22 protein-coding genes are annotated in these 22,974 nt (G+C 66.4%); 21 read left to right on the top strand and 1 reads right to left on the bottom strand.

Features of this window, described 5'->3' with window-relative positions; all coding sequences use genetic code 11:
• The first annotated feature begins 2 nt into the window (after positions 1–2).
• The 9 genes from ruvX (at position 3) to nusB (ending at position 7,061) form a co-directional block, all read left to right on the top strand.
• Positions 3–473: a Holliday junction resolvase RuvX gene (ruvX, locus tag ACWA1Q_RS07200; protein WP_463760683.1), complete on the top strand. Its 471-nt coding sequence runs from the start codon at positions 3–5 to the stop codon at positions 471–473.
• A gap of 3 nt (positions 474–476) precedes the next feature.
• A complete protein-coding gene (gene mltG, locus ACWA1Q_RS07195; protein ID WP_463760681.1) occupies positions 477–1,829 on the top strand; it encodes an endolytic transglycosylase MltG in 1,353 nt (450 codons plus the stop codon).
• Complete coding sequence (locus tag ACWA1Q_RS07190; RefSeq protein WP_463760679.1) at positions 1,829–2,692, top strand: shikimate dehydrogenase; 864 nt, start codon at positions 1,829–1,831, stop codon at positions 2,690–2,692. The genes mltG and ACWA1Q_RS07190 overlap by 1 nt, the downstream gene beginning before the upstream one ends.
• 52 nt (positions 2,693–2,744) lie before the next feature.
• Positions 2,745–3,956 carry a chorismate synthase gene (aroC, locus tag ACWA1Q_RS07185; RefSeq protein ID WP_463760677.1) on the top strand — a complete coding sequence of 404 codons (1,212 nt, stop codon included), beginning with the start codon at positions 2,745–2,747 and terminating at the stop codon, positions 3,954–3,956.
• A complete protein-coding gene (locus ACWA1Q_RS07180) occupies positions 3,953–4,465 on the top strand; it encodes a shikimate kinase (RefSeq protein WP_463760676.1) in 513 nt (170 codons plus the stop codon). Before aroC ends, ACWA1Q_RS07180 begins: the two co-directional genes overlap by 4 nt.
• Positions 4,462–5,538, top strand: a complete 1,077-nt coding sequence (gene aroB, locus ACWA1Q_RS07175) for a 3-dehydroquinate synthase (protein WP_463760674.1) — start codon at positions 4,462–4,464, stop codon at positions 5,536–5,538. The genes ACWA1Q_RS07180 and aroB overlap by 4 nt, the downstream gene beginning before the upstream one ends.
• Before the next feature lie 2 nt (positions 5,539–5,540).
• Positions 5,541–5,978 (top strand): type II 3-dehydroquinate dehydratase, encoded by a 438-nt coding sequence (locus tag ACWA1Q_RS07170; RefSeq protein WP_463760672.1) that lies wholly within the window; start codon positions 5,541–5,543, stop codon positions 5,976–5,978.
• Between the two features lie 106 nt (positions 5,979–6,084).
• Positions 6,085–6,648 carry an elongation factor P gene (efp, locus tag ACWA1Q_RS07165; protein ID WP_463760671.1) on the top strand — a complete coding sequence of 188 codons (564 nt, stop codon included), beginning with the start codon at positions 6,085–6,087 and terminating at the stop codon, positions 6,646–6,648.
• The gene (nusB, locus tag ACWA1Q_RS07160) at positions 6,648–7,061 is read left to right on the top strand and encodes a transcription antitermination factor NusB (RefSeq protein WP_463760670.1); all 414 of its coding nucleotides are present in this window, start codon (positions 6,648–6,650) and stop codon (positions 7,059–7,061) included. Before efp ends, nusB begins: the two co-directional genes overlap by 1 nt.
• 63 nt (positions 7,062–7,124) lie before the next feature.
• On the opposite strand, the gene ACWA1Q_RS07155 is transcribed toward nusB, so the two are convergent.
• Positions 7,125–8,240 (bottom strand): FAD-dependent oxidoreductase, encoded by a 1,116-nt coding sequence (locus ACWA1Q_RS07155; protein ID WP_463760668.1) that lies wholly within the window; start codon positions 8,238–8,240, stop codon positions 7,125–7,127.
• A 211-nt stretch (positions 8,241–8,451) separates the two neighbouring features.
• On the opposite strand from ACWA1Q_RS07155, the gene pyrR reads away from it, so the two are divergent.
• The 12 genes from pyrR to ACWA1Q_RS07095 all read left to right on the top strand — a co-directional run bounded on the left by pyrR (position 8,452) and on the right by ACWA1Q_RS07095 (position 22,954).
• The gene (pyrR, locus tag ACWA1Q_RS07150; RefSeq protein WP_463760667.1) at positions 8,452–8,991 is read left to right on the top strand and encodes a bifunctional pyr operon transcriptional regulator/uracil phosphoribosyltransferase PyrR; all 540 of its coding nucleotides are present in this window, start codon (positions 8,452–8,454) and stop codon (positions 8,989–8,991) included.
• The gene (locus tag ACWA1Q_RS07145) at positions 8,991–9,938 is read left to right on the top strand and encodes an aspartate carbamoyltransferase catalytic subunit (RefSeq protein ID WP_463760665.1); all 948 of its coding nucleotides are present in this window, start codon (positions 8,991–8,993) and stop codon (positions 9,936–9,938) included. Before pyrR ends, ACWA1Q_RS07145 begins: the two co-directional genes overlap by 1 nt.
• 3 nt (positions 9,939–9,941) lie before the next feature.
• Complete coding sequence (locus ACWA1Q_RS07140; protein WP_463760664.1) at positions 9,942–11,279, top strand: dihydroorotase; 1,338 nt, start codon at positions 9,942–9,944, stop codon at positions 11,277–11,279.
• On the top strand, positions 11,272–11,808 hold the full coding sequence (locus ACWA1Q_RS07135) for a PH-like domain-containing protein (RefSeq protein WP_463760663.1): 537 nt from the start codon (positions 11,272–11,274) through the stop codon (positions 11,806–11,808). The genes ACWA1Q_RS07140 and ACWA1Q_RS07135 overlap by 8 nt, the downstream gene beginning before the upstream one ends.
• The gene (gene carA / locus ACWA1Q_RS07130) at positions 11,808–12,977 is read left to right on the top strand and encodes a glutamine-hydrolyzing carbamoyl-phosphate synthase small subunit (RefSeq protein WP_463760661.1); all 1,170 of its coding nucleotides are present in this window, start codon (positions 11,808–11,810) and stop codon (positions 12,975–12,977) included. Before ACWA1Q_RS07135 ends, carA begins: the two co-directional genes overlap by 1 nt.
• Positions 12,977–16,270, top strand: a complete 3,294-nt coding sequence (gene carB, locus ACWA1Q_RS07125) for a carbamoyl-phosphate synthase large subunit (protein WP_463760659.1) — start codon at positions 12,977–12,979, stop codon at positions 16,268–16,270. The genes carA and carB overlap by 1 nt, the downstream gene beginning before the upstream one ends.
• Entirely contained in the window at positions 16,267–17,109 is an 843-nt protein-coding gene (gene pyrF / locus ACWA1Q_RS07120) for an orotidine-5'-phosphate decarboxylase (protein ID WP_463760657.1), read from the top strand. Before carB ends, pyrF begins: the two co-directional genes overlap by 4 nt.
• Positions 17,102–18,031, top strand: a complete 930-nt coding sequence (gene gmk, locus ACWA1Q_RS07115; RefSeq protein WP_463760655.1) for a guanylate kinase — start codon at positions 17,102–17,104, stop codon at positions 18,029–18,031. Before pyrF ends, gmk begins: the two co-directional genes overlap by 8 nt.
• Before the next feature lie 62 nt (positions 18,032–18,093).
• Positions 18,094–18,351: a DNA-directed RNA polymerase subunit omega gene (rpoZ, locus tag ACWA1Q_RS07110; RefSeq protein WP_090712805.1), complete on the top strand. Its 258-nt coding sequence runs from the start codon at positions 18,094–18,096 to the stop codon at positions 18,349–18,351.
• A gap of 15 nt (positions 18,352–18,366) precedes the next feature.
• Complete coding sequence (gene coaBC / locus ACWA1Q_RS07105) at positions 18,367–19,587, top strand: bifunctional phosphopantothenoylcysteine decarboxylase/phosphopantothenate--cysteine ligase CoaBC (protein ID WP_463760653.1); 1,221 nt, start codon at positions 18,367–18,369, stop codon at positions 19,585–19,587.
• Between the two features lie 143 nt (positions 19,588–19,730).
• Positions 19,731–20,924 (top strand): methionine adenosyltransferase, encoded by a 1,194-nt coding sequence (metK, locus tag ACWA1Q_RS07100; RefSeq protein ID WP_463760651.1) that lies wholly within the window; start codon positions 19,731–19,733, stop codon positions 20,922–20,924.
• Positions 20,925–20,941: 17 nt separating this feature from the next.
• A complete protein-coding gene (locus ACWA1Q_RS07095) occupies positions 20,942–22,954 on the top strand; it encodes a primosomal protein N' family DNA-binding protein (protein ID WP_463760650.1) in 2,013 nt (670 codons plus the stop codon).
• The last annotated feature ends 20 nt before the right edge of the window (positions 22,955–22,974 follow it).

Below are 22,974 nucleotides of genomic sequence, written 5' to 3'. Positions count from 1 at the left end.
GAATGCGTACGGGAGTCCGGCTCGGCATCGATGTGGGTAAAGCCCGCATCGGTGTCGCGAGGTCGGACTTTCACGCGATGCTCGCGACACCGGTCGAGACGGTGCCCCGCGCCGCGACAGGAGACGCCGACATTCGGCGGATCCTCGGCATCGCGGCCGAGCTCGACCCGGTCGAAATCGTCGTCGGTCTTCCTCTGGCTCTGTCCGGTGGGAACACAGCGTCAACAGCGGATGCCGTCGCGTTCGCGGACGCGCTGGCCGCGGCATCCACCATCCCGGTCCGGCTCGTCGACGAACGTCTCTCGACGGTGTCCGCGCATTCTGCGCTCCGGACCTCCGGGCGGAAGCAAAAAGGGTCGAGGAACATTGTCGACCAGATCGCAGCCGTCATAATCTTGCAACATGCCCTTGACGCCGAGCGCGGCAGCGCGCTGCCTCCCGGCAGGCTCGTCGGCACGAACGAAGGACTTTAGGACGTGACTGACCAGACGCCGCGCGATGACGCATTCGACGCCATCTTCGGATCCGAGCCCGGAACACCCGAACAGGGCACGCCCCCCTCTACCGGAACCGAGCCAGGACCGGCACCCTCCTCCCGGCGCGAAGCGCGCCAGCGTGCAGCAGAAGCCGCGGGCGAACATGCCGACGTTCCGGCACAGGAGATCCCGGCTGAATCCTCGGGTCCAGAAGATGCCGAACCATCCGCGAAGCCGAGCCGAGCCGCCCGACGAGCCGCTGCAGCGGATTACCCACCCCGTGAGAAGCGCAAAAAGACGGGCTGGATCGCCGCACTCGTCGTCCTCGTGCTCGTCGGAGGCATCGGCGGCGGCGGGTTTTACGTCTGGAAGACGTTCGAACCGCAAATCCGCTCTGTGATGGGGTGGCAGGAACCCATCGACTACGAGGGGGACGGCTCGGGCGAAGCACTCGTGTCGATCTCCGAGGGCGACACCGGGACGGATATCGCACGGACGCTCAAGAACAGCGGAGTGACGAAAACCACCGAGGCATTCTATGAGTTGCTCATCACTCAGCCGTCGGAACCGGTCTTCCACCCTGGCGTGTATCAACTGGCGAAGAAGATGAGCGCCCAATCCGCCCTCGACGCTTTGCTCGACCCCGAGAACAAAATCGAACGCACCGTTTTGCTCCGGGAGGGCATCACCGGTCCCGAGATCCTCGCCGAGCTCTCGGCGGGCACAGAGATCCCGGTGGAAGAATTCCAGGCTGCGGTCGCGGACCCGACGATCTACGGCGTACCCGCCGAGGCCGTGTCGATCGAGGGCTGGCTGTTCCCCGCGCTCTACACCTTCGATCCCGGGTTGAGCGCCCAGCAGGTGATCCAGATTCTCGTCGACCGCACCATCACGTCATTGGACGACGCAGGCGTGCCTCCCGCTGATCGCGAACGTGTCCTCATCATCGCGTCGATCATCGAACGCGAAGCCAGGCTCGAGGATGACTTCTACAAGGTCAGCCGGGTCATTCAGAACCGACTCGACATCGACATGAAGCTCGAAATGGACTCGACGGCGCAATACACCGACACCGCCAAGTCCGGCTCGGTGTGGTCGTCGAAGGAAGCTCTGGAGTCCGACAACCCCTGGAACACCTACCAGAGGACGGGACTACCGGTCGGTCCGATCGCGAGCCCCGGCGACACCGCGATCGACGCCGCCATGTCACCGGCCGATGGACCATGGCTGTTCTTCGTCACGGTCAATCTCGACACGGGTGAAACCGTCTTCACGACGACGCGCAGCGAACACGAAGCCGCGGTGAAGCAATTGCGGGCCTGGTGCGCGGAGAACCCAGACAAGGGCTGCTGATGACCGATCGTCTCGCGGTCTTCGGTTCGCCGATCGCGCATTCGAAATCCCCGGTGCTTCACCGCACCGCGTACCGGATGCTTGGTTTCGACTGGGAGTACGGATCCCGCGACGTCGGCGCGAACGAGCTTCCCGGCATCATCCCCGAGCTGGGGAATGACTGGCGCGGCCTGTCCCTGACGATGCCGCTGAAGTCGGTGGCGTGGGAGCTGGCCGACAGCCGGGATGCCATGGCCGAACTGACCGGCGCCGTCAACACGCTGCGGTTCGTGGGCAGCGGTGACGATCGCATCCTGTTCGGTTACAACACCGACGTGGCCGGAATCACTCGCGCCCTCGCTGCCATCGGCGTCACCGAAGCGGCACATGTGCACATCCTCGGCGGGGGTGCGACCGCAGCCAGCGCGCTCGTCGCTGCTGCCGAACTCGGTGCACTGTCCGTCACGATCCTCGCGCGCAGTCCCGAAAAATCAGCAGCGTTGACGGATCTCGGCCACCGGGCCGGCCTCGTCGTCGAGCTGGCGCCCTTTGACCGTGTCGACAGCCGCCCGACGCCCGAGCTCGTCATCAGCACCCTTCCCGGCGGTTCGGCCGCCCCGGTCGTCTACCCCGCCGGCACCCTGGCAACGTCGGCACTGCTCGACGTCGCCTACGACCCGTGGCCGAGCGACCTCGCGACGAGATGGGCGGATGCCGGTGGTCCGGTCGCCAACGGGCTCTCGATGCTCGTGCACCAGGCACTCATCCAGATCCGGATCTTCGCCGCCAACGACCCGCTCGCTCCCCTCGATGGCGAAGACGCGATCCTCGCGGCGATGCTGGCATCCGTCGGTCTTGACGACAGCGGCCGGCCCGCCGTCTGACACAAACCGCTCGCCGTCCGAGCAGGGCCGAGCCCTGTGGAAGGATAGAGCCATGCTTCGTTGGCTCACTGCCGGAGAGTCTCACGGCCCGGAACTCATTGCAATCGTCGAGGGTCTTCCCGCCGGCGTCCCTGTCTCGCTCGACGCCATTCGCGCCGACCTCGCCCGCCGAAAGCTCGGCTATGGCCGGGGTTCGCGGATGAAGTTCGAGCAGGACGAGCTGAACATCTCCGGCGGTGTGCGCCACGGCTACAGCCTGGGAAGCCCCGTGGCGGTGCGCATCGGCAACACGGAGTGGCCCAAGTGGGTCGAGGTGATGAACCCCGAGCCCGTCGAAGAGACAGAGAAGTCACGCGGTCGGAGCGCTCCGCTGACCCGTCCGCGCCCCGGACACGCCGACCTCGTCGGCATGCAGAAGTACAACTTCGACGAGGCCCGCCCGATCCTCGAACGGGCCAGCGCCCGTGAGACCGCGGCACGAGTGGCCCTCGGCGCCGTCGCACGTGGGTTCCTCGCCGAACTCGGCATCACTCTCGTCAGCCACACGCTTTCGATCGGACCGGTCCGCGTTCCAGAGGATGCCGCTCTTCCCACGCCGGCCGACGTCGACATCCTGGACGCCGACCCATTGCGGTGCTTCGATCCGGCCACCTCCGAACGCATGGTCGCTGAAGTCGACGCAGCGAAGAAGGACGGCGACACTCTCGGCGGCATCGTCGAGGTCCTCGCTTACGGCCTGCCCCCTGGGCTCGGTTCCCACGTGCACTGGGACCGCCGCCTCGACGGGCAGCTCGCACAGGCCCTCATGGGCATCCAGGCGATCAAGGGCGTCGAAGTCGGTGACGGGTTCCTCACCACGACCCGCCGTGGTTCGGCCGCCCACGACGAACTCTTCGCGATCGACGACGAAATCGTGCGCTCGAGCGACAAAGCCGGAGGCACCGAGGGCGGCATGAGCACCGGAACCGTCCTGCGGGTCCGTGCAGGCATGAAGCCGATCGCGACGGTTCCGCATTCCCTGCGCACGATCGACGTGGCCACCGGCGAAGCAGCAGGTGCGCATCACCAGCGTTCCGATGTCTGCGCTGTGCCAGCCGCTGGAGTCGTCGCCGAAGCGATGGTCGCCCTCGTGCTCGCGAACAGCGTGCTGGAGAAGTTCGGTGGAGATGCCGTCGGGGAGACCCGTCGCAACCTCCAGTCGTACCTCGCCGCCATTCCCGCCGGCCTCAAGAGCGCGACCGAATCGACGTCGCAGTTCTCGTGAGCACTCCCGCCTTGCCGCTTCCCCTCGTCCTGATCGGGCCGATGGGTGCAGGCAAAACCAAAATCGGGCGCCGGGTCGCCCGATCGCTCAACGTGCCGTTCGTCGACACCGACAAACGGATCGTCGCTGAGCACGGGCCGATCACCGGCATCTTCGCTGAACACGGCGAACCGGCGTTTCGTCAGCTCGAGCGCGACGCCGTCCAGACGGCCCTCGCTGAGGACGCCGTCGTGTCGCTCGGGGGAGGTGCCGTGCTTCACCCGGATACCCAGGGCGACCTGGCCGGCCGCACCGTCATCCTGCTGACCGTCACCGCGGCTGCCGTCGCTGCACGGATCCGCACCGACAAGCGACCGCTGCTCGCCAACGGCACGGGAGACTGGCAGCGTATCTACGACGAACGCCGCCCGATCTACGAACGCCTGGCCACCGTCACCTTCGACACCTCGAGCGAGCCGATCGAACGCATCGCCGAACGAATCGCCGACTGGGCGAGAGGACACTCATGACTTCCATCACCACCGTCCACGTCACCGGAACCGACGCCTACGACGTCGAGATCGGCCGAGGCATCCTCGACCGGGTTCCGGTGATGCTCGGCGACGACGCCGCCAAGATTCTGCTTGTCCACCCGCCGACGCTCGGTGAGCAGGCAGAGAAGCTCCGCGAAAGCCTTGCCGACCGGTACCAGGTGCTCCTCGCCGAAATCCCCGACGCCGAAACCGGCAAGCGGGTCGAGGTTGCCGCGTTCTGCTGGCAAATCATGGGGCAAGCCGATTTCACCCGGACGGATGCCGTGATCGGCTTCGGTGGCGGAGCAACGACCGACGTCGCCGGTTTCGTCGCAGCGACATGGCTCCGGGGTGTTCGCCTCGTTCAGGTGCCGACCTCCGTCGCCGGGATGGTCGATGCGGCGGTCGGCGGCAAGACCGGCATCAACACCAACGAGGGCAAGAACCTCGTCGGCGCGTTCTACGCCCCCTCCGGCGTCCTCGTCGATCTCGAGCTTCTCGACACCCTGCCGAGAAACGAGATCCTCGCGGGGTTCGCCGAGATCGTGAAGTGTGGCTTCATCGCAGAGCCGGAGATCCTCGACCTCATCGAAGCCGATGTCGACGCGGTCACCGACCCGACGACGGATGCCTTCCGCCGGGTCGTCGAGCTGTCGATCGCCCTCAAGGCGCGCGTGGTCAGTGAAGACTTCAAGGAGGGTGGCATCCGTGAAATCCTCAACTACGGACACACCCTCGGCCACGCCATCGAACACGCGGAGCGGTACCAGTGGCGTCACGGCGCTGCCGTCGCCGTCGGCATGATGTTCGCCGCCGAACTGTCACGACTGGCCGGACGACTGCCGGACGAGGTCGCCGACCGTCACCGGAGCATCCTCGATTCACTCAACCTGCCCACCGAGTACCCGGTCGGCCGCTGGAACACCCTGCTGGCAACGATGCAGCGCGACAAGAAGGCGAGAGCGGGGATGCTGCGCTTCATCGTTCTCGATGACATCGCCAAGCCGACGGTTCTCGCCGGCCCCGAAACCGCGCTGCTGTTCGCGGCGTACCAGGAGATCGGCTCATAATCATGGCAACAGTCCTCGTCCTCAACGGTCCCAATCTCGGCAGACTCGGTTCGCGTGAACCCGATGTCTACGGGAGCGGCACCCTCGATGACCTCCGCAGCACCCTCGACGCCGACGCTCCCGACGGAACCACGATCGACCTGCGCCAGACCAACGACGAAGCCGAACTGATCTCGTGGCTCTATGAAGCCGTGGATTCCGGAACACCGGTGATCCTCAACCCCGCAGCCTTCACCCACTACAGTTACGCGCTCCGGGATGCCGCAGCGCTCGTTCCGAAGGCGGGCCTCGCCCTCATCGAGGTGCACATCTCGAACCCCCACGCACGCGAGGTATTCCGGCACACGAGCGTCATCTCCGGCGTCGCCACCGGCGTCATCGCCGGCTTCGGATTCGATTCCTACCGGCTTGCGCTGACCGCGATCACACGCCTCGGCTGACTCCCCGGAACCCCGCGCCTTTGGTGAGGGCTCGTGCGGCAGGTAAACTCTCTCCGATGGCCCCGTCGGGCCAACCCTCTTCCCACTGAAATGGAACCCCCTCTTCATGGCATCTACCGCCGACATCCGAAACGGAATTGTTCTCAACATCGACGGCCAGCTCTGGAACGTCATCGAATTCCAGCACGTCAAGCCGGGCAAGGGCGGCGCGTTCGTTCGCACCAAGCTGAAGAACGTCGTCTCGGGCAAGACCGTTGACCGCACCTACAACGCGGGAACGAAGATCGACATCGAAAACGTCGACCGCCGCGACTTCACCTACCTCTACAACGACGGTGACTCGTTCGTGTTCATGGATGTCGCCGACTACGACCAGCTCACCGTTCCCGGCACGATCGTCGGCGACGCCGCGAACTTCATGCTCGAGAACCAGGCCGTGACGATCGCGCTCAACAACGGCAACCCGCTGTACGTCGAGCTGCCGGCATCCGTTGTTCTCGAGATCACGTATACCGAGCCCGGCCTCCAGGGCGACCGCTCGACCGGTGGCACCAAGCCCGCGACCGTCGAGACCGGCTATGAGATCCAGGTTCCGCTGTTCCTCGAGCAGGGCACCAGGGTCAAGGTCGACACCCGCACCGGTGACTACATGGGCCGCGTCAACGACTAGTGAGCGCCCGCAGCAAAGCTCGTAAACGGGCTCTCGACATCCTTTATGGTGCCGACCTTCGTGACCTCTCCCTGCGCGAGGCCCTGACCGTCGAAGCGCAGCGCGCATCGAGCGAACCGCAGCGTGAGGCATCCTGGCTCTACGCCCGTGACATCGTCGACGGCATCATCGACAATGCCGAAGAGATCGACGAGCAGATCGAGACCTACGCGCAGGGCTGGACCCTCGCGCGGATGCCTGCCGTCGACCGGGCGATTCTCCGGATCGGTGTGTGGGAGGTCCTGTTCAACGACGAGATCCCCGCGGCCGTCGCCATCGATGAGGCCGTTGAATCCGCCAAGACGCTGTCGACGGATGACTCGGCCGGTTTCGTCAACGGACTCCTCGGCAAGATCGCGCAGGCGAACGGCTGACGAGCTTTCGATTGTGAAACGCCCGCTGATGCACCCTCCGGTGCCTGCGGGCGTTTTCGCGTCTTAGGCGTCCAGCAGCCGGAGGATGCCGGCGACCGCCGCGCGCCCCGCCCGGTTCGCGCCGATCGTCGATGACGACGGGCCGTATCCGACGAGGTGCACCCGTGGCTCCGCAGCGACAGCGGTTCCGTCCATGGCGATGCCGCCGCCGGGGGAGCGCAGGTGTAGCGGAGCGAGGTGGTCGAGCGCCGCGCGGAACCCGGTCGCCCAGAGGATTACGTCGGCAGGCACGAAGGCGCCGTCGGCGAGGCGCACACCGCGCGGCTCGATCGCCGTGAACATCGGATGCCGATCCAGCACACCGCGTTCCGCTGCGGCTCGAAGGGCGGGCGTCCAGATCAGCCCCGTGACGGAGACGACACTTTGCGGCGGGAGCCCGGTGCGGACCCTCTCCTCGACGAGCGCGACGGCGGCGGAACCCGCCTTGCCATCGAACTCGGCATCCCGCCAGACCGGTTCCCTGCGGGTGAACCAGGTCGTGGTGGTTACCTGTGAGATTTCGTCGAGCAGTTGCACGGCGGAGATCCCGCCCCCGACGACGATCACGTGTTTGTCCCGGAACTCGTCGGCCGAGACGTAGTCGGCGACGTGTAGCTGCCGGCCGGTGAACGTCGACTGCCCGGGGTACAGCGGCCAGAACGGCCGGGTCCAGGTGCCGGTGGCATTGACGGCCGCGCGGGTGGACCAGCTGCCGGCGTTCGATTCCACCAGCAGGCGCCCGACCGGGTTCTCGTCTTCGCGGCGAACGGTCCTCACGCGCACGGGCCGGACAATCGCGAGGTCGAGCTCGCGCTCGTAGTCGCCGAAGTATCCGGTGAGGAATTCGGAACTCGGTTGTGCCGGATCCACCTCCGGCTTGGGGATGCCGGGCAGGTCGCTGATGCCGTTCACCGTCGACATCACGAGACTCTTCCAGCGATGCCGCCACGCCCCTCCAGGTCCGTCCTCGGCATCGAGGACGACGTAGGTACGGGCATCCGTTCGCGCTCCCGAGACCGGCTCGAAGCCCCTGCGCTGCAGGTGGTATGCGGCCGACAGTCCGGCCTGGCCCGCTCCGATCACCACGACGTCCACCTCGACGGCCGGCGAGGACGTCGGGGCAGCGGAGTCGGAGGTCACACCGCACTGTAACGCGGCGTACGTCGAAGTCCTTCCCGCAGTTGGCCGGCGCGGGTCTTCCGGCGTCGCGCGGATGCTTTTACACCCGCGCAACGCCACACCACCCGCGCGGGCGATGATTCGCTCCGCATAACGACGATCGGCCGACTGGTAGGCTCGAACGAATCGACAACCTTTAACGCCGTCCAGAGAGACGGAGAAGGGAGTCAGCATGAGTACGCGAGTCGTACTTCAGCAGGCTGATATCGCCAGAGCGCTGACCCGCATTTCCCACGAGATCCTTGAATCCAACCGGGGTGCTGAGAACCTCGTTCTCCTGGGCATTCCCACCCGCGGCGTCATTCTCGCCGACCGCATCGCCGCGATCATCTCCGGCATCGCCGAGACCCCGATCGAAGCGGGATCGCTCGACGTGACGATGTACCGCGACGACCTCGCGAAGCATCCGACTCGCACCCCGTCGCCGACGCGGATTCCCGCCTCCGGGGTGGACGGCAAGACGGTCGTCCTCGTCGATGACGTTCTGTACTCGGGTCGAACCATCCGCGCCGCCCTTGACGCGATCGGCGACTTCGGTCGCCCCCGTGCCGTCCGGCTCGCCGCCCTCGTCGACCGGGGTCACCGGGAACTCCCGATCCGCCCCGACTTCGTCGGCAAGAACCTGCCAAGCGCTCAGACCGAACGCATCAACGTCCGGCTCGCGGAGCTTGACGGGGCCGACCTCGTCTCGATCGATTCGGCGGCCAGCTGATGCGTCACCTGCTCTCCACCCGCGACCTCGGCAGGGATGCCGCCGTCCGGCTTCTCGACGTCGCCGAAGACATGGCAGACACGCAGCAGCGTGAGGTCAAGAAGCTCCCGACACTGCGCGGAAAGACCGTCGTCAACCTGTTCTTCGAGGACTCCACCCGCACGCGGATCTCGTTCGAGGCGGCAGCGAAGCGGCTCTCCGCCGACGTCATCAACTTCAGCGCGAAGGGCTCGAGCGTTTCCAAGGGCGAGAGCCTCAAGGACACGGCACAGACCCTCCAGGCGATGGGGGCGGATGCCGTCGTCATCCGCCACCCCGGGTCCGGCGCTCCGCAGACCCTCGCCACGAGCGGCTGGATCGACGCCGGAATCCTCAACGCCGGCGACGGAACCCACGAACATCCGACGCAGGCGCTCCTCGACGCGTTCACCATCCGCAAGCGCGTCCACGGCGACGCGTCGCGGGGCCGCGACCTCGACTCTCTGTCGGTGACCATCGTCGGAGACATCCTGCACTCGCGAGTCGCCCGCTCGAATGTGTGGCTCCTGACCTCGCTCGGCGCCTCCGTCACCCTCGTCGCGCCGCCGACACTCGTCCCCGTCGACACGCGCCCCTGGCCGGTGACCGTTGGATACGACCTCGACGATGCGCTCGCTGAACGACCCGACGTGGTCATGATGCTGCGGATCCAGGGGGAGCGGATGCACGATGCCTTCTTCCCGAACACCCGGGAATACGCCAGGCGCTGGGGGCTCGGTGACGGGCGACTCGCGCGTCTGGAGCCGACTACCATTGTTATGCACCCCGGACCCATGAACCGGGGCCTCGAAATCTCTGCTGCTGCCGCCGATTCGCCCATGTCAACCGTGCGCGAACAGGTCACCAACGGAGTTTCCGTGCGGATGGCCGCACTGTACCTGCTGCTTTCCGGCGATCGGGAGAACTGAGAAATGTCCACGACCACCTACCTGATCTCAGGTGCCGCGCTTCCCGATGGCAGCCGCACAGACATCCTGCTGAAAGACGGCCTCATCGCCGAACTCGGCACGGGTCTGTCCTCCGCAGGCGCCGAGCGAATCGACGCTGATGGCCTCGTCGCGCTTCCCGGGCTCGTCGACCTGCACACCCACCTGCGTGAACCCGGCTACGAGCAGAGCGAGACCGTCCTCAGCGGAACCCGCGCGGCCGCCGCGGGAGGATTCACCGCCGTCTTCGCGATGGCGAACACCTCCCCGGTGGCTGACACCGCCGGCGTCGTCGAGCAGGTGCTCTCCCTCGGTGAACAAGCCGGATACGCCACCGTGCAGCCGATCGGCGCCGTCACCGTCGGACTCGGCGGCGAACGGCTCGCCGAACTCGGCGCCATGGCGTCCTCCCGTGCCCGCGTCCGCGTTTTCTCCGACGACGGCTCCTGCGTCTGGGACCCGGTGCTCATGCGCCGCGCGCTCGAATACGTCAAGTCGTTCGACGGCGTCATCGCCCAGCACGCGCAGGAACCCCGCCTCACCGTCGGCGCCCAGATGAACGAGGGTGCCGTCTCTGGTGAGCTGGGACTCACCGGGTGGCCGGCCGTCGCCGAAGAGTCGATCATCGCGCGCGACGTGCTCCTCGCCGAGCACGTCGGCAGCAGCCTGCACATTTGCCACGTCTCGACCGCCGGCTCCGTCGACGTCCTGCGCTGGGCGAAGGCCCGCGGCATCCGCGTCACCGCCGAGGTCACCCCCCACCACCTGCTCCTCGACGAGGAACTCGTCCGCAGCTTCGACGCGAGGTACAAGGTCAACCCGCCGCTCCGGCGCCGGGAGGATGTCCTCGCCCTCCGCGAGGCCCTCGCCGACGGAACCATCGACATCGTCGCTACCGACCACGCTCCTCACCCGGTCGAGAGCAAGGACTGCGAATGGGATGCCGCAGCCAACGGCATGGTCGGCCTCGAATCAGCGCTCAGCGTCGTCCACGCCTCCGTCGTTGACACCGGCCAGCTCGACTGGGCGGACGTCGCGCGAGTTCTGTCGAGCGCACCCGCGCGAATCGGCCGGATCTCGAGTCACGGCCAGGGAATCGTCGCCGGCGCACGTGCCCAGGTCACCCTCTACGACCCGAACGCGACCCGCGACTTCAGCACGGCCGACCTCGCCGGTCAGGGCATCAACTCGCCCTACCTCGGCCGCACCCTGCCCGGCCGTGTACTCGCCACCTTCCACCACGGTGCAGCAACGGTCCTCGACGGGATGCTCCGCCCCGCTGACGAGGTCGGGCCAGCGTCGCAGAAAGCAGCACATGTCTGATCGGCTGATTCCCACGGCGGTTGTCCTGACAATCCTCGTACTCGCGTTGCTCGGCATGTGGCTCGCCTGGCGCGCCCGTGCGAAACGCGACGCCGGAACCGCTGGCGCCCCTCTCCCCGCCGACGGGATTCACCCCAGCCTCACGACGGGCGTTCTGTACGTCGCGACGACACGCGCCGGTCAGCCGCTCGAACGCCTCGCCATCCGCGGCCTCGCGTTCCGTGCGAACGCCGATCTGACGGTCGCCGAGGAAGGCGTCGTGCTCGCGCTCCCGAGCGAAGAGCCGGTGTTCCTTCCGGCCGAGCGCCTCCGATCCGCGTCCACGGCAACCTGGACCATCGACCGCGTCGTGGAATCCGACGGCCTCATCGCCCTGCACTGGCGCTGGGGCGACACCGATGTCGACAGCTACTTCCGTGTCATCGACCCCACCATGCACAGGCCGGTTCTCACCGCCCTGACCTCCCTGACAGCCCCGGCTCCTGCCGGGCACTCCGACTCCACCACGTCCACTGAGAGTGAGAAATAATGAGCAGCTCGACGTTTGGCGACGCGACCCCAGCGGTCCTCGTCCTCGAAGACGGAAGCCGATACCGCGGCCGCGCGTACGGGGCCACCGGCAGGACCCTCGGTGAGGCAGTGTTCTCCACCGGAATGACCGGATACCAGGAGACTCTCACCGACCCGTCATACGCCGGTCAGATTGTGCTGATGACGGCGCCGCACATCGGAAACACCGGCGTCAACGCCGAAGACATGGAATCGAAGAAGATCTGGGTCGCCGGATTCGTCGTGCGCGACCCTTCCCGAGTGGTGTCGAACTTCCGCGCCGAGGACAGCCTCGACAATGACCTCACCACCGCAGGGATCGTCGGGATCAGCAACATCGACACGCGCGCCGTCACCCGGCACATCCGGTCGAAGGGTGCCATGCGCGCCGGCATCTTCTCCGGCGAGTTCTTCGACCTCTCCGACGGCGACCAGCTCGACCAGGTCCGTCAGGGAGAAGGGATGACGGGCAGGAACCTCTCGCACGACGTCTCCACCATCGACCCGTACGAGGTACCCGCCCAGGGCGAACGAATCGGCCGCGTCGCGGTCCTCGACCTCGGCATCAAAACCTCGACGGTGAAATACCTCTCCGAGCGTGGCTTCGACGTACTTGTCCTTCCGCAGAACGTCACTGCCGAGCACGTGCTCTCGCTCAACCCGGACGCCCTGTTCTTCTCGAACGGTCCCGGCGACCCCGCGGCATCCGATGCTCACGTCACCCTCCTCCGCGAAGCGCTCCGAGCCGACCTCCCGTACTTCGGAATCTGCTTCGGAAACCAGCTGCTCGGCCGCGCTCTCGGGTTCGGCACCTACAAGCTGCCCTTCGGCCACCGCGGCATCAACCAGCCCGTGCTCGAGAAGGCGACGGGCAGGGTGGAGATCACCTCCCAGAACCATGGATTCGCCGTCGACCTGCCGATCGAGGGCGACCACGAGTCGCCCGAGGGATTCGGGCGGGTCACCGTCAGCCACTACAGCCTCAACGACCAGGTCGTCGAGGGCCTCGCATGCCTCGACATCCCCGCATTCAGCGTGCAGTACCACCCGGAGTCGGCCGCAGGCCCGAACGACGCCAACCACCTCTTCGATCGCTTCCGCGACCTGGTGATTTCGAACAAGGCCAACCGAGCAGGAGACAACAACTAATGCCAAAGCGCGACGACATCCAGAGCGTCCTTGTCATCGGCTCAGGCCCGATCGTCATCGGCCAGGCGGCTGAATTCGACTACTCGGGCACGCAGGCCTGCCGTGTTCTCCGCGAAGAGGGCGTCCGCGTCATCCTCGTGAACTCGAACCCGGCGACGATCATGACCGACCCCGACTTCGCCGACGCCACCTATATCGAACCGATCACGTGGAAAGTCCTCGAGACGATCATCGCCAAGGAGAAGCCGGATGCCATCCTGCCCACTTTGGGTGGGCAGACGGCCCTGAACGCAGCGATCGAGCTGCACGAGCACGGGATCCTCGAGAAGTACGACGTCGAGTTGATCGGCGCGAACTTCGAAGCGATCAATAAGGGTGAAGACCGCCAGATCTTCAAGGAACTCGTTCTCGAGTGCGGCGCAGACGTTGCCAAATCCTTCATCGCCCACACCGTCGATGAGGCCATCGACTTCGCCGAGCAGCTGGGTTACCCGCTCGTCATCCGGCCGTCGTTCACCATGGGTGGTCTCGGCTCCGGTTTCGCGTACACACGCGAGGAGCTCATCCGCATGGTCAGCGATGGCCTGCACCAGAGCCCGACGACCGAGGTCCTCCTCGAGGAGTCGATCACCGGCTGGAAAGAGTACGAACTCGAACTGATGCGCGACACCGCCGACAACACTGTCGTCGTCTGTTCCATCGAGAACGTCGACCCCGTCGGAGTACACACGGGCGACTCGATCACCGTCGCCCCCGCCCTGACCCTCACCGACCGCGAGTACCAGAAACTCCGCGACATCGGAATCGACATCATCCGCGCAGTCGGCGTCGACACCGGTGGCTGCAACATCCAGTTCGCCATCGACCCGGCCAATGGCCGCATCATCGTCATCGAGATGAACCCGCGGGTGTCGCGCTCGAGCGCACTCGCATCGAAGGCGACAGGGTTCCCGATCGCGAAGATCGCCGCCAAGCTCGCCATCGGCTACCACCTCGACGAGATCCCCAACGACATCACCAAGGTCACACCGGCGAGCTTCGAACCGACGCTCGACTACGTCGTCGTCAAGGTTCCCCGGTTCGCCTTCGAGAAGTTCCCGGCAGCGGATGCCACGCTCACGACCACGATGAAATCGGTCGGCGAGGCGATGGCCATCGGCCGTAATTTTTCGACCGCCCTCCAGAAGGCGTTGCGCTCACTCGAGAAGCGCGGGTCGAGCTTCCACTGGGGAGAAGAGACCCGCTCCGTCGACGAACTCCTCGCGATCGCCGCGGTTCCCACCGACGGCCGCATCGTCGTCGTCCAGCAGGCGCTGCGCCTCGGCGCGACCCCGGAGCAGCTGTTCGAAGCCACCAAGATCGACCCGTGGTTCCTCGACCAGATCGTCCTCATCAACGAGGTCGCCGAATACATCCGCGACGCCGACCGCCTCGACACCGACGTGCTCACGACAGCGAAGAACCACGGCTTCTCCGACGTCCAGATCGGGCAGCTGCGCGGCTTCGGTGAGGCTGAAGTGCGCGAGGTGCGCCACATCCTCGACGTGCGACCGGTCTTCAAGACCGTCGACACGTGCGCGGGGGAGTTCCCCGCCCTCACGCCGTACCACTACTCGAGCTACGACGACGAGACCGAGGTCGTCCCATCCGACCGCAGGAAGGTCGTCATCCTCGGGTCAGGACCGAACCGGATCGGCCAGGGAATCGAGTTCGACTACTCCTGCGTGCATGCGTCATTCGCACTGCGCGATGCCGGGTTCGAGACCATCATGATCAACTGCAACCCGGAGACGGTCTCGACCGACTACGACACGAGCGACCGGTTGTACTTCGAGCCGCTCACGCTCGAGGACGTTCTCGAGGTCATCCACGCGGAAAGCCAGGCGGGTGAACTCGTCGGCGTCGTCGTCCAGCTCGGCGGCCAGACCGCTCTCGGGCTCGCCGCAGGCCTCAAGGCCGCCGGTATCCCGATCCTCGGCACCAGTCCTGAGGCGATCAACCTCGCCGAGGAGAGGGGCGAGTTCTCACAGATCCTCGACAACGCCGGCCTGCTCGCCCCGAAGAACGGCACGGCAACTGAAGTCACCGGCGCCGTGACGATCGCCGAGAACATCGGCTACCCGGTCCTCGTCCGCCCGAGCTTCGTGCTCGGTGGCCGCGGCATGGAGATCGTCTACGACAGCTCGTCTCTGCGCGACTACTTCGACCGGATGGCCGGACAGGGCATCATCGGCCCCCAGCACCCGCTCCTCGTCGACCGGTTCCTCGACGACGCGATCGAGATCGACGTCGACGCGCTCTACGATGGCACGGAGCTCTACATCGGCGGAGTGATGGAACACATCGAAGAGGCCGGAATTCACTCAGGAGACTCGAGCTGCACCCTCCCGCCGATCTCCCTCGGCCGGGCGCAGATCGACCGGGTCCGTGAGGCCACGCTCGCAATCGCCCAGGGCATCGGCGTGCAGGGGCTGCTCAACGTGCAGTTCGCGATCGGTGCAGGCATCCTGTACGTGCTCGAAGCGAACCCGCGGGCATCCCGCACCGTTCCCTTCGTCTCGAAGGCCCTCGGAATCCCGCTCGCGAAGGCGGCAGCGCTCGTCATGACCGGCTCCACGATTGCCGAACTCAAGGATTCCGGACTGCTTCCGCCCGTCGATGGATCACGAGTGCCGATGGACTCACCGGTCTCCGTCAAGGAGGCCGTGCTGCCGTTCAAGCGGTTCCGAACCAAGGACGGCCGCATCGTCGACTCGATCCTCGGCCCGGAGATGCGCTCCACCGGAGAAGTGATGGGAATCGACCAGGACTTCCCCCGCGCCTTCGCGAAGAGCCAGACCGCCGCATACGGTGGCATCCCGCAGACGGGCACCGTCTTCGTCTCGGTCTCCGACCGCGACAAACGCTCGATCGTGCTTCCGATCCTGCGTTTCCAGGAACTCGGGTACGACATCCTCGCGACGGAGGGAACGGCGGAGATCCTCAACAGGAACGGAATCTCCGCGCGAACCGTGCGCAAGTTCAGCGAGGGCAATGAGACCGAACTCGGCGAGCCGTCGATCGTCGAGCTGATCAACCGCCACGAAGTCGACATCGTCATCAACACGCCCTCCGGCCGCTCCGGCCGGGCCGATGGTTACGAGATCCGTGCTGCAGCCGTTGCGGAAGACAAACCGCTGTTCACGACCATTGCCGAACTCACCGCAGCCGTCGCGTCGATCGAGGCCGTCCGCAATGGGTTCACTGTGCGCTCACTCCAGGAGTACGCCGGGGACCGGGCGCTGCGGGCATGACGGCCAGCTTCGCCGAGCAGCTGGCCGCGGTCTTTGCAGGCCCCGGCCGGCTGTGCGTCGGTATCGACCCCCATGCGTGGCTGCTGAACGAGTGGGAACTCGACGACACCGCCGCCGGAGCTCGCGAGTTCGGTCTCCGCGTCGTCGACGCTGCGACGGGACTGGCGGGGATCGTCAAACCGCAGGTCGCGTTCTTCGAGCGGTTCGGGTCGCGCGGGTTCGACGCACTCGAAACGGTTATCCGTTCCGCTCGTCAAGCGGGCATCCTTGTCATCGCCGATGCGAAACGCGGAGACGTCGGATCGAGCGTTGACGCGTACGGGGAAACCTGGCTGGGGGAGGGCTCGCCGCTCGAATCGGATGCCGTCACCCTCAATCCGTTCCAGGGCGTCGGAGCGCTGGCCGGTCCGATGGAACTCGCTCACCGCACCGGAAAAGGGATCTTCGTTCTCGCCGCAACATCGAACCCGGAAGGCATCGCCGGTCAGCGGGCAAAATTGGCCTCCGGCGCCACCCTGGCGCGGAGTATCCTCGACGACGTGACCACGTGGAATTCAGCGCACACGGACGGCCCGCTCGGGAGCGTCGGCGTCGTCCTCGGGGCCACCCTTGACCTCGACGAATTTGACCTCGGTCCCGTCCCCGTTCCTGCCCCTCCCGTGCTCGCTCCCGGTTTCGGCCACCAGGGAGCGTCTATCGACGACCTCGCACGGATCTACGGGAGCCTCGCCGCTGGCGTGATCGTCTCGGAGTCACGCGCGATCCTCGCCACCGGGCCCGACGGCATCCGCCAGGCCATCACCGCCCGAGCAGAAGAAGTGAGACGGGCCAGTGCCTGAACCAACCGACCGCACACCTCCAGATGTCGACCGCGTCGCCGCGTCTCGTGCAGCCGTTGAAGCCCGCCGGGCACGCGCGGCTTTGAAGAACGCCATCGCCGCCGGGTCCGTGACCGCGCTCTCCGTTCTCGATGACGGACTCGAACACCCCGATGGCGTCGCCGGCAGGATGCGCGTGACCGACTTCCTGTTGAGCGTCCCCGCCATCGGGCGCACGAAGCTTGCCCGGATCCTCGAGGACCTCGGCATTTCGCCTGCGAAGCGTATCGGCGGCCTCGGCCACAACCAGCGCGTGCGGCTGCGCAGCTTCATCATTGAACGCGAGGCACGCAACCGCGGCCGGCGCAAGAGCCGGCTCGTCGTACTCGCCGGCCCGACCGCCGTCGGCAAGGGAACCGTCGCCACCTACATTCGCGAGAATTACCCGGACGTGCTGCTCTCAGTGTCCGCGACCACCCGTAAGCCACGGCCGGGCGAGGTCGAAGGCGTCAACTACTACTTCGTCGACGACGCCGAATTCGATCGACTCATCGAGGCGAACGAACTGCTCGAACACGCCACCGTACACAATGCCTACCGCTACGGGACTCCGCGCAAACCGATCGACGAGGCCCTCCGCAGCGGGCACAGCGTTCTTCTCGAGATCGACATCCAGGGTGCCAGACAGGTGCGTCAGGTCATGCCCGAGGCAACTCTCGTGTTTCTGCTGCCCCCGACCTGGGACGAACTCGTCCGCCGTCTCGTCGGGCGGGGGACCGAAGATGAGGAGGAGCGCGAGCGGCGCCTGCGCACCGCAAAGCTCGAATTAGCGGCCCAGAATGAGTTCGATTACCGGGTGGTTAACGGCTCCGTGGCTGAAGCCGCCCGGGAGGTCGTAGACTTGATGCAGACTCGTGGCCCGTCAGACGCCGTTCAGGCGTAACGTACGGCCGCAAACAGACCTCTATTCTCCAATCCGCAACACACGAGGAGTGTGACTTCAGTATGGCTGAGAAGCCCAAGGGAATCATTGACCCGCCCATCGACGACCTGCTTTCCAAGGTCGACTCCAAGTACGCCCTGGTGATCTTCGCGTCCAAGCGTGCCCGCCAGATCAACGACTACTACTCCGACCTGCACGAGGGAAGCCTCTTCGACAACGTCGGCCCGCTGGTCGACTCACACGTCGAAGACAAGCCGCTCTCCGTCGCACTCCACGAAATCAACGAGGACAAGCTCGTCCTGCGTCCCATCGTCGAGTAACACTCCACCTTCCCGATGACAGGTTCTCTGAATGTCGTTGTCGGCATAACGGGTGGCATCGCCGCGTACAAAGCGGTCGGTGTCATCCGTTCTTTCGTTCTCGCGGGGCATTCCGTCCAGGTGGTCGCCACCGCCGGCGCCCTGCGGTTCGTCGGCCGGCCGACCCTCGAAGCGATCTCACGCAACCCGGTGCACACCGAACTGTACGAGGGTGTCGCTGAAGTCCGCCACGTCGCCATCGGGCAGGCCGCCGACCTCATCGTCATCGCGCCGGCGACCGCCAACACGATCGCCAAAATCGCCGGTGGGCTCGCCGACGATCTGCTCGGCAACACCGTCCTCGCGAGCACGGCACCCGTCGTCATCGCCCCGGCCATGCACACCGAGATGTGGCAGAACCCGGCGACACAAGCGAATATCGCCACCCTCATCTCCCGCGGCGTGACCGTCGTCGGTCCTGCGAGCGGTCAGCTCACCGGAGCGGACTCCGGGCCGGGCAGGATGGAAGAGCCTGACACCATCGCAACGGCAGCCCTGGCCGCGTACGACGCCTCGTCGACCCCGGGCGACCTGGACGGCGTCCGCATCGTGGTCACCGCTGGCGGCACCCGCGAACCCCTCGATCCCGTCCGGTTCATCGGTAATCGCTCGAGCGGCAAGCAGGGGGTCGCGCTCGCGACCGCCGCCCTCAATCGCGGCGCAGCCGTCACCCTCATCGCCTCCCACCTCGACGTTCCGGTTCCAGCCGGCATCGCGGTCATCGATGCGCCGAGTGCAACCGAGCTCCAGAGCGCGGTGACGGATGCCGCGGAGCACGCCGACGTTGTCATCATGGCGGCAGCGGTCTCCGACTATCGGCCCGCAGACGTGCAGGACGCCAAGATCAAGAAAGAAGACGTGGGCGACGAGCTCACCCTTCGGCTCGTCAAGAACCCCGACATCCTGGCCAGGCTGGCAAAAACAGCGCGGGATGGACAGGTCATCGTCGGCTTCGCCGCCGAGACCGCCCAGGGCGACGACGAACTTCTCAGCATCGGCCGGGCCAAGCTCGAACGCAAAGGCTGTGACTTCCTCGTGGTCAACCGCGTCGGCTGGACAAAGGGCTTCGCGCTCGACACGAACAGTGTGCTGGTGCTGGAACGCGGCGGAAACGTGACCGCTGAGGCATCCGGGAACAAGCTCGCCGTCGCCGACCGCATCCTCGATGCCGTCACCGCGTCGACCCGCGCTTCCTGACGTCCCTTCCAGGCCGGGCAAGCCACCCGGCGATATAGTGGTCACGGCTCTAGCGTCGTCGCCTGTCGGTGGTCCCACCGATATTTGACCACGGGCGGCCCACTCGAACCCCCTGTTTTTCGCCCCGCACCTTTGGAGTTGGTATGACGCATCTGCGCCTGTTTACCTCGGAATCCGTGACCGAAGGGCACCCGGACAAAGTCTGTGACCAGATCTCGGACAGCATCCTGGACGCCATGCTCGAACAGGATCCTGAAAGCCGCGTCGCCGTTGAGACCCTCGTCACCACGGGACTCGTCCACGTCGCCGGCGAAGTTACGACCGAGGCCTATGTCGAGATTCCTGCTCTGATCCGTGATCTCGTCACCTCGATCGGATACAACCACTCCGACGTCGGCTTCGACGGCGCATCCTGTGGAGTGTCCGTCTCCATCGGCCAGCAGTCCCCGGACATCGCGCAGGGCGTCGACGACGCCTTCGAAGCCCGTGAGCAGTCCAGCGCCGACGCGCTCGACTCCCAGGGGGCCGGCGACCAGGGCATCATGTTCGGCTTCGCCACCACCGAGACGCCCCAGCTCATGCCCGTACCCGGCTGGATCGCCCACCGGCTGGCCGAGCGCCTCTCCGAGGTGCGCAAATCGGGCGAACTCGATTACCTGCGCCCCGACGGCAAGACCCAGGTCACGATCGGCTACGACGGCAACACCCCTCGGACCGTTGAGACGGTCGTTCTGTCCACCCAGCACGAGGACGGCATCACCCTCGAACGACTCCGCAAGGATGTTGGTGAGCTCGTCATCCGGCCCATCCTCGACGGCGTCGACCTCGACACCTCCGACGTCAACTTCCTGATCAACCCGACCGGCCGCTTCGTGATCGGCGGTCCAGCCGGCGACGCCGGCCTCACCGGACGCAAGATCATCATCGACACCTATGGTGGAGCAGCCCGCCACGGCGGAGGAGCATTCAGTGGCAAGGATCCGTCGAAGGTCGACCGTTCCGCTGCCTACGCCATGCGCTGGGTCGCCAAGAATGCCGTCGCGGCGGGATTCGCTGAGAAGCTCGAAGTCCAGGTGGCCTACGCCATCGGCAAGGCCGCACCGGTCGGCCTGTACGTCGAGACGTTCGGTACCGCGAAGGTCTCCGAGGAGACCATCGTCGACGCCATTCGTGAGGTGTTCGATCTTCGCCCGGCGGCGATCGTTCGCGACCTCGACCTCAAGCGCCCGATCTACGCGGCGACCGCGGCATACGGTCACTTCGGCCGTGAGCTTCCGGACTTCACGTGGGAGCGACTCGACAAGGTCGCCGACCTGCAAAGCGCCGCCGGCCTCTGAGCCGCGAGAGCACGGCCATGACCCAGGACGATGTTCCGGACCGGGCCGCACAGCCCGGTTCGCCCGAGCGGCGCGCCACAACAGCACGGGTCGTGCTCGATTCGCCCCTGCCGCAGCTCGATCACCTCTTCGACTACCGGATCCCGCCGGAACTCACCGAATCGGCAACCAGAGGGGTGCGGGTGACGGTCCCGCTCCGTTCCGCAGGGCGTGTTGCCCGCGGCTACATCGTGGAGACCGTCGACGAGGCCGACGGGTTCGAGGGTGAACTGAGCCCGCTCCACTCCGTCGTCTCGCCCGTGCCCGTGCTCACTCCCGAACTGTGGGCGCTCGCCCGACGGGCTGCTGACCGTGCTGCCGGAGGTGCCTCGGACATTCTCCGGCTTGCGATTCCCGGCAGGCAGGTGCGTATCGAGAAGGCCTGGCAGGCGGGGCAAGCAACCAGGAACGCCCCTGACCCGGTAGATGCCCCCGCGATCGCCGGCTATCCGGACGAGTTCGCCGAGCGTCTCACGGCGCACGAACGGATCGCTCTGGATGCCATCCCCTCTGTCGTCCCGATCGGACCTGACGGCTGGGTGGGCGCCTGGGCGCTCACTTTCGCGCAGATCGCCGCCCGCACAGTCGCAGCGGGCGAGAGCGCGATCCTCGTCGTCCCGACCTACCGGGACGTCGACCAGCTTCTCGCCGCTCTCGCGGGAATTCTTCCCTCCGACCGGATCACGCGCGTCGACGCGTCCCAGCCCAACGCGGAGCGCTACCGCGGTTTTCTCGACTGCCTGACCGATGTTCCGCGCGTCATTGTCGGCAATCGGTCCGCCGCGTACGCTCCGTCGTCGAATCTCGGCCTGATCGCTGTGTTCGACGACGGCGACCCGCTCTACTCCGAACCGCTTACCCCGTACGTGCACGCTCGCGACGCCGCACTCATCCGACAGGAACAATCAGGGGCCGCGCTCGTTCTCGCCGGTCACACGCGGAGCGTCGACACGCAGCGCCTCGTCGACATCGGCTGGATCACCGCGATCGGCCCGGAGCGCGCCGCGAGCCCCCGGGTCCTCGTCACCGCGAAAGCCGACCACGACGACGCAGCCGCGACCGCGCGGATCCCCTCGATGGCCTGGCGCCAGGCCAAGGAAGCCATCGCAACCGGCCCTGTGCTCGTTCAGGTCGCCCGCCCCGGGTACGCTCCCGTGACCGCGTGCGCCACCTGTTCGTCTGCCGCGAGGTGTACCGTCTGCGCCGGCCCCCTGGGCATCGCTCGCGCAGGCGCCGCGCCGTCGTGCACCCTGTGCGGCGCCATCGCCGCCGCCTGGACCTGCCCCACCTGCGAGGGCACGAAGTTGCGCCTGGTTACCCGCGGAACCGGACGAACGGCAGAAGAGCTCGGCCGGGCGTTCCCCGGCGTCCCGGTGATCATCGCGGACGGCGAACGACAGGTCACCGCGGTCGATGCGAGACCGGCCCTCGTCATCGCAACCCGGGGAGCCGAACCGATCGCCGCCGGTGGTTACGCCGCCGTTCTCCTCCTCGACGGTGACAGGATGCTCGCTGCCGAACACCTCCGGATCGGCGAGGACTGCCTGCGCTGGTGGTCGAATGCCGCAGCTCTCGCCCGGCGGGGCGCTCCCGTCGTGCTCACAGGCGTCACCGGGGACCTCGCCCGCGCACTCGCCACCTGGACGCAGCCGGCATTCGCTTCAGCCGAACTTCTCGACCGCCGCGCGCTGCGGTTTCCACCCGCCGTCCGCGCGGCATCCGTCTTCGGCGATGCCACCGCCGTGGCTGATGCGATCAACGAGGTCCGGGACTTGCCAGGGGCGAGCATTCTCGGCCCGACACCCGCCGAGGAGGGCGTCCGTGCCATCCTCCGGATCGACTATGCCCACGCCGGTGACGCAGCCCGGTTACTGCGTGGCGCCGTGATCCGCAACGCGACGAAACGCCGCAAGGCCCCACCGGGAAAAGCCGGTTACCGGCCGCCACCTACACTGAAAGTCCGCTTCGACGACCCGGAGATTCTGTCATGACCGCCACTTTTTCGCGACTC

It is taken from the genome of Mycetocola sp. TRD_SC_2 (assembly GCF_055361225.1).
This window is presented reverse-complemented; position numbering and strand designations above follow the sequence as displayed.

What these genes read in the sequence shown, in the direction of transcription:
- ruvX (WP_463760683.1), top strand. Translation starts at nt 3, where the DNA reads ATGCGTACGGGAGTCCGGCTCGGCATCGATGTGGGTAAAGCCCGCATC.
- ACWA1Q_RS07190 (WP_463760679.1), top strand. Translation starts at nt 1,829, where the DNA reads ATGACCGATCGTCTCGCGGTCTTCGGTTCGCCGATCGCGCATTCGAAA.
- aroC (WP_463760677.1), top strand. Translation starts at nt 2,745, where the DNA reads ATGCTTCGTTGGCTCACTGCCGGAGAGTCTCACGGCCCGGAACTCATT.
- aroB (WP_463760674.1), top strand. Translation starts at nt 4,462, where the DNA reads ATGACTTCCATCACCACCGTCCACGTCACCGGAACCGACGCCTACGAC.
- ACWA1Q_RS07170 (WP_463760672.1), top strand. Translation starts at nt 5,541, where the DNA reads ATGGCAACAGTCCTCGTCCTCAACGGTCCCAATCTCGGCAGACTCGGT.
- efp (WP_463760671.1), top strand. Translation starts at nt 6,085, where the DNA reads ATGGCATCTACCGCCGACATCCGAAACGGAATTGTTCTCAACATCGAC.
- pyrR (WP_463760667.1), top strand. Translation starts at nt 8,452, where the DNA reads ATGAGTACGCGAGTCGTACTTCAGCAGGCTGATATCGCCAGAGCGCTG.
- ACWA1Q_RS07145 (WP_463760665.1), top strand. Translation starts at nt 8,991, where the DNA reads ATGCGTCACCTGCTCTCCACCCGCGACCTCGGCAGGGATGCCGCCGTC.
- ACWA1Q_RS07140 (WP_463760664.1), top strand. Translation starts at nt 9,942, where the DNA reads ATGTCCACGACCACCTACCTGATCTCAGGTGCCGCGCTTCCCGATGGC.
- ACWA1Q_RS07135 (WP_463760663.1), top strand. Translation starts at nt 11,272, where the DNA reads ATGTCTGATCGGCTGATTCCCACGGCGGTTGTCCTGACAATCCTCGTA.
- carA (WP_463760661.1), top strand. Translation starts at nt 11,808, where the DNA reads ATGAGCAGCTCGACGTTTGGCGACGCGACCCCAGCGGTCCTCGTCCTC.
- carB (WP_463760659.1), top strand. Translation starts at nt 12,977, where the DNA reads ATGCCAAAGCGCGACGACATCCAGAGCGTCCTTGTCATCGGCTCAGGC.
- pyrF (WP_463760657.1), top strand. Translation starts at nt 16,267, where the DNA reads ATGACGGCCAGCTTCGCCGAGCAGCTGGCCGCGGTCTTTGCAGGCCCC.
- rpoZ (WP_090712805.1), top strand. Translation starts at nt 18,094, where the DNA reads ATGGCTGAGAAGCCCAAGGGAATCATTGACCCGCCCATCGACGACCTG.
- coaBC (WP_463760653.1), top strand. Translation starts at nt 18,367, where the DNA reads ATGACAGGTTCTCTGAATGTCGTTGTCGGCATAACGGGTGGCATCGCC.
- metK (WP_463760651.1), top strand. Translation starts at nt 19,731, where the DNA reads ATGACGCATCTGCGCCTGTTTACCTCGGAATCCGTGACCGAAGGGCAC.
- ACWA1Q_RS07095 (WP_463760650.1), top strand. Translation starts at nt 20,942, where the DNA reads ATGACCCAGGACGATGTTCCGGACCGGGCCGCACAGCCCGGTTCGCCC.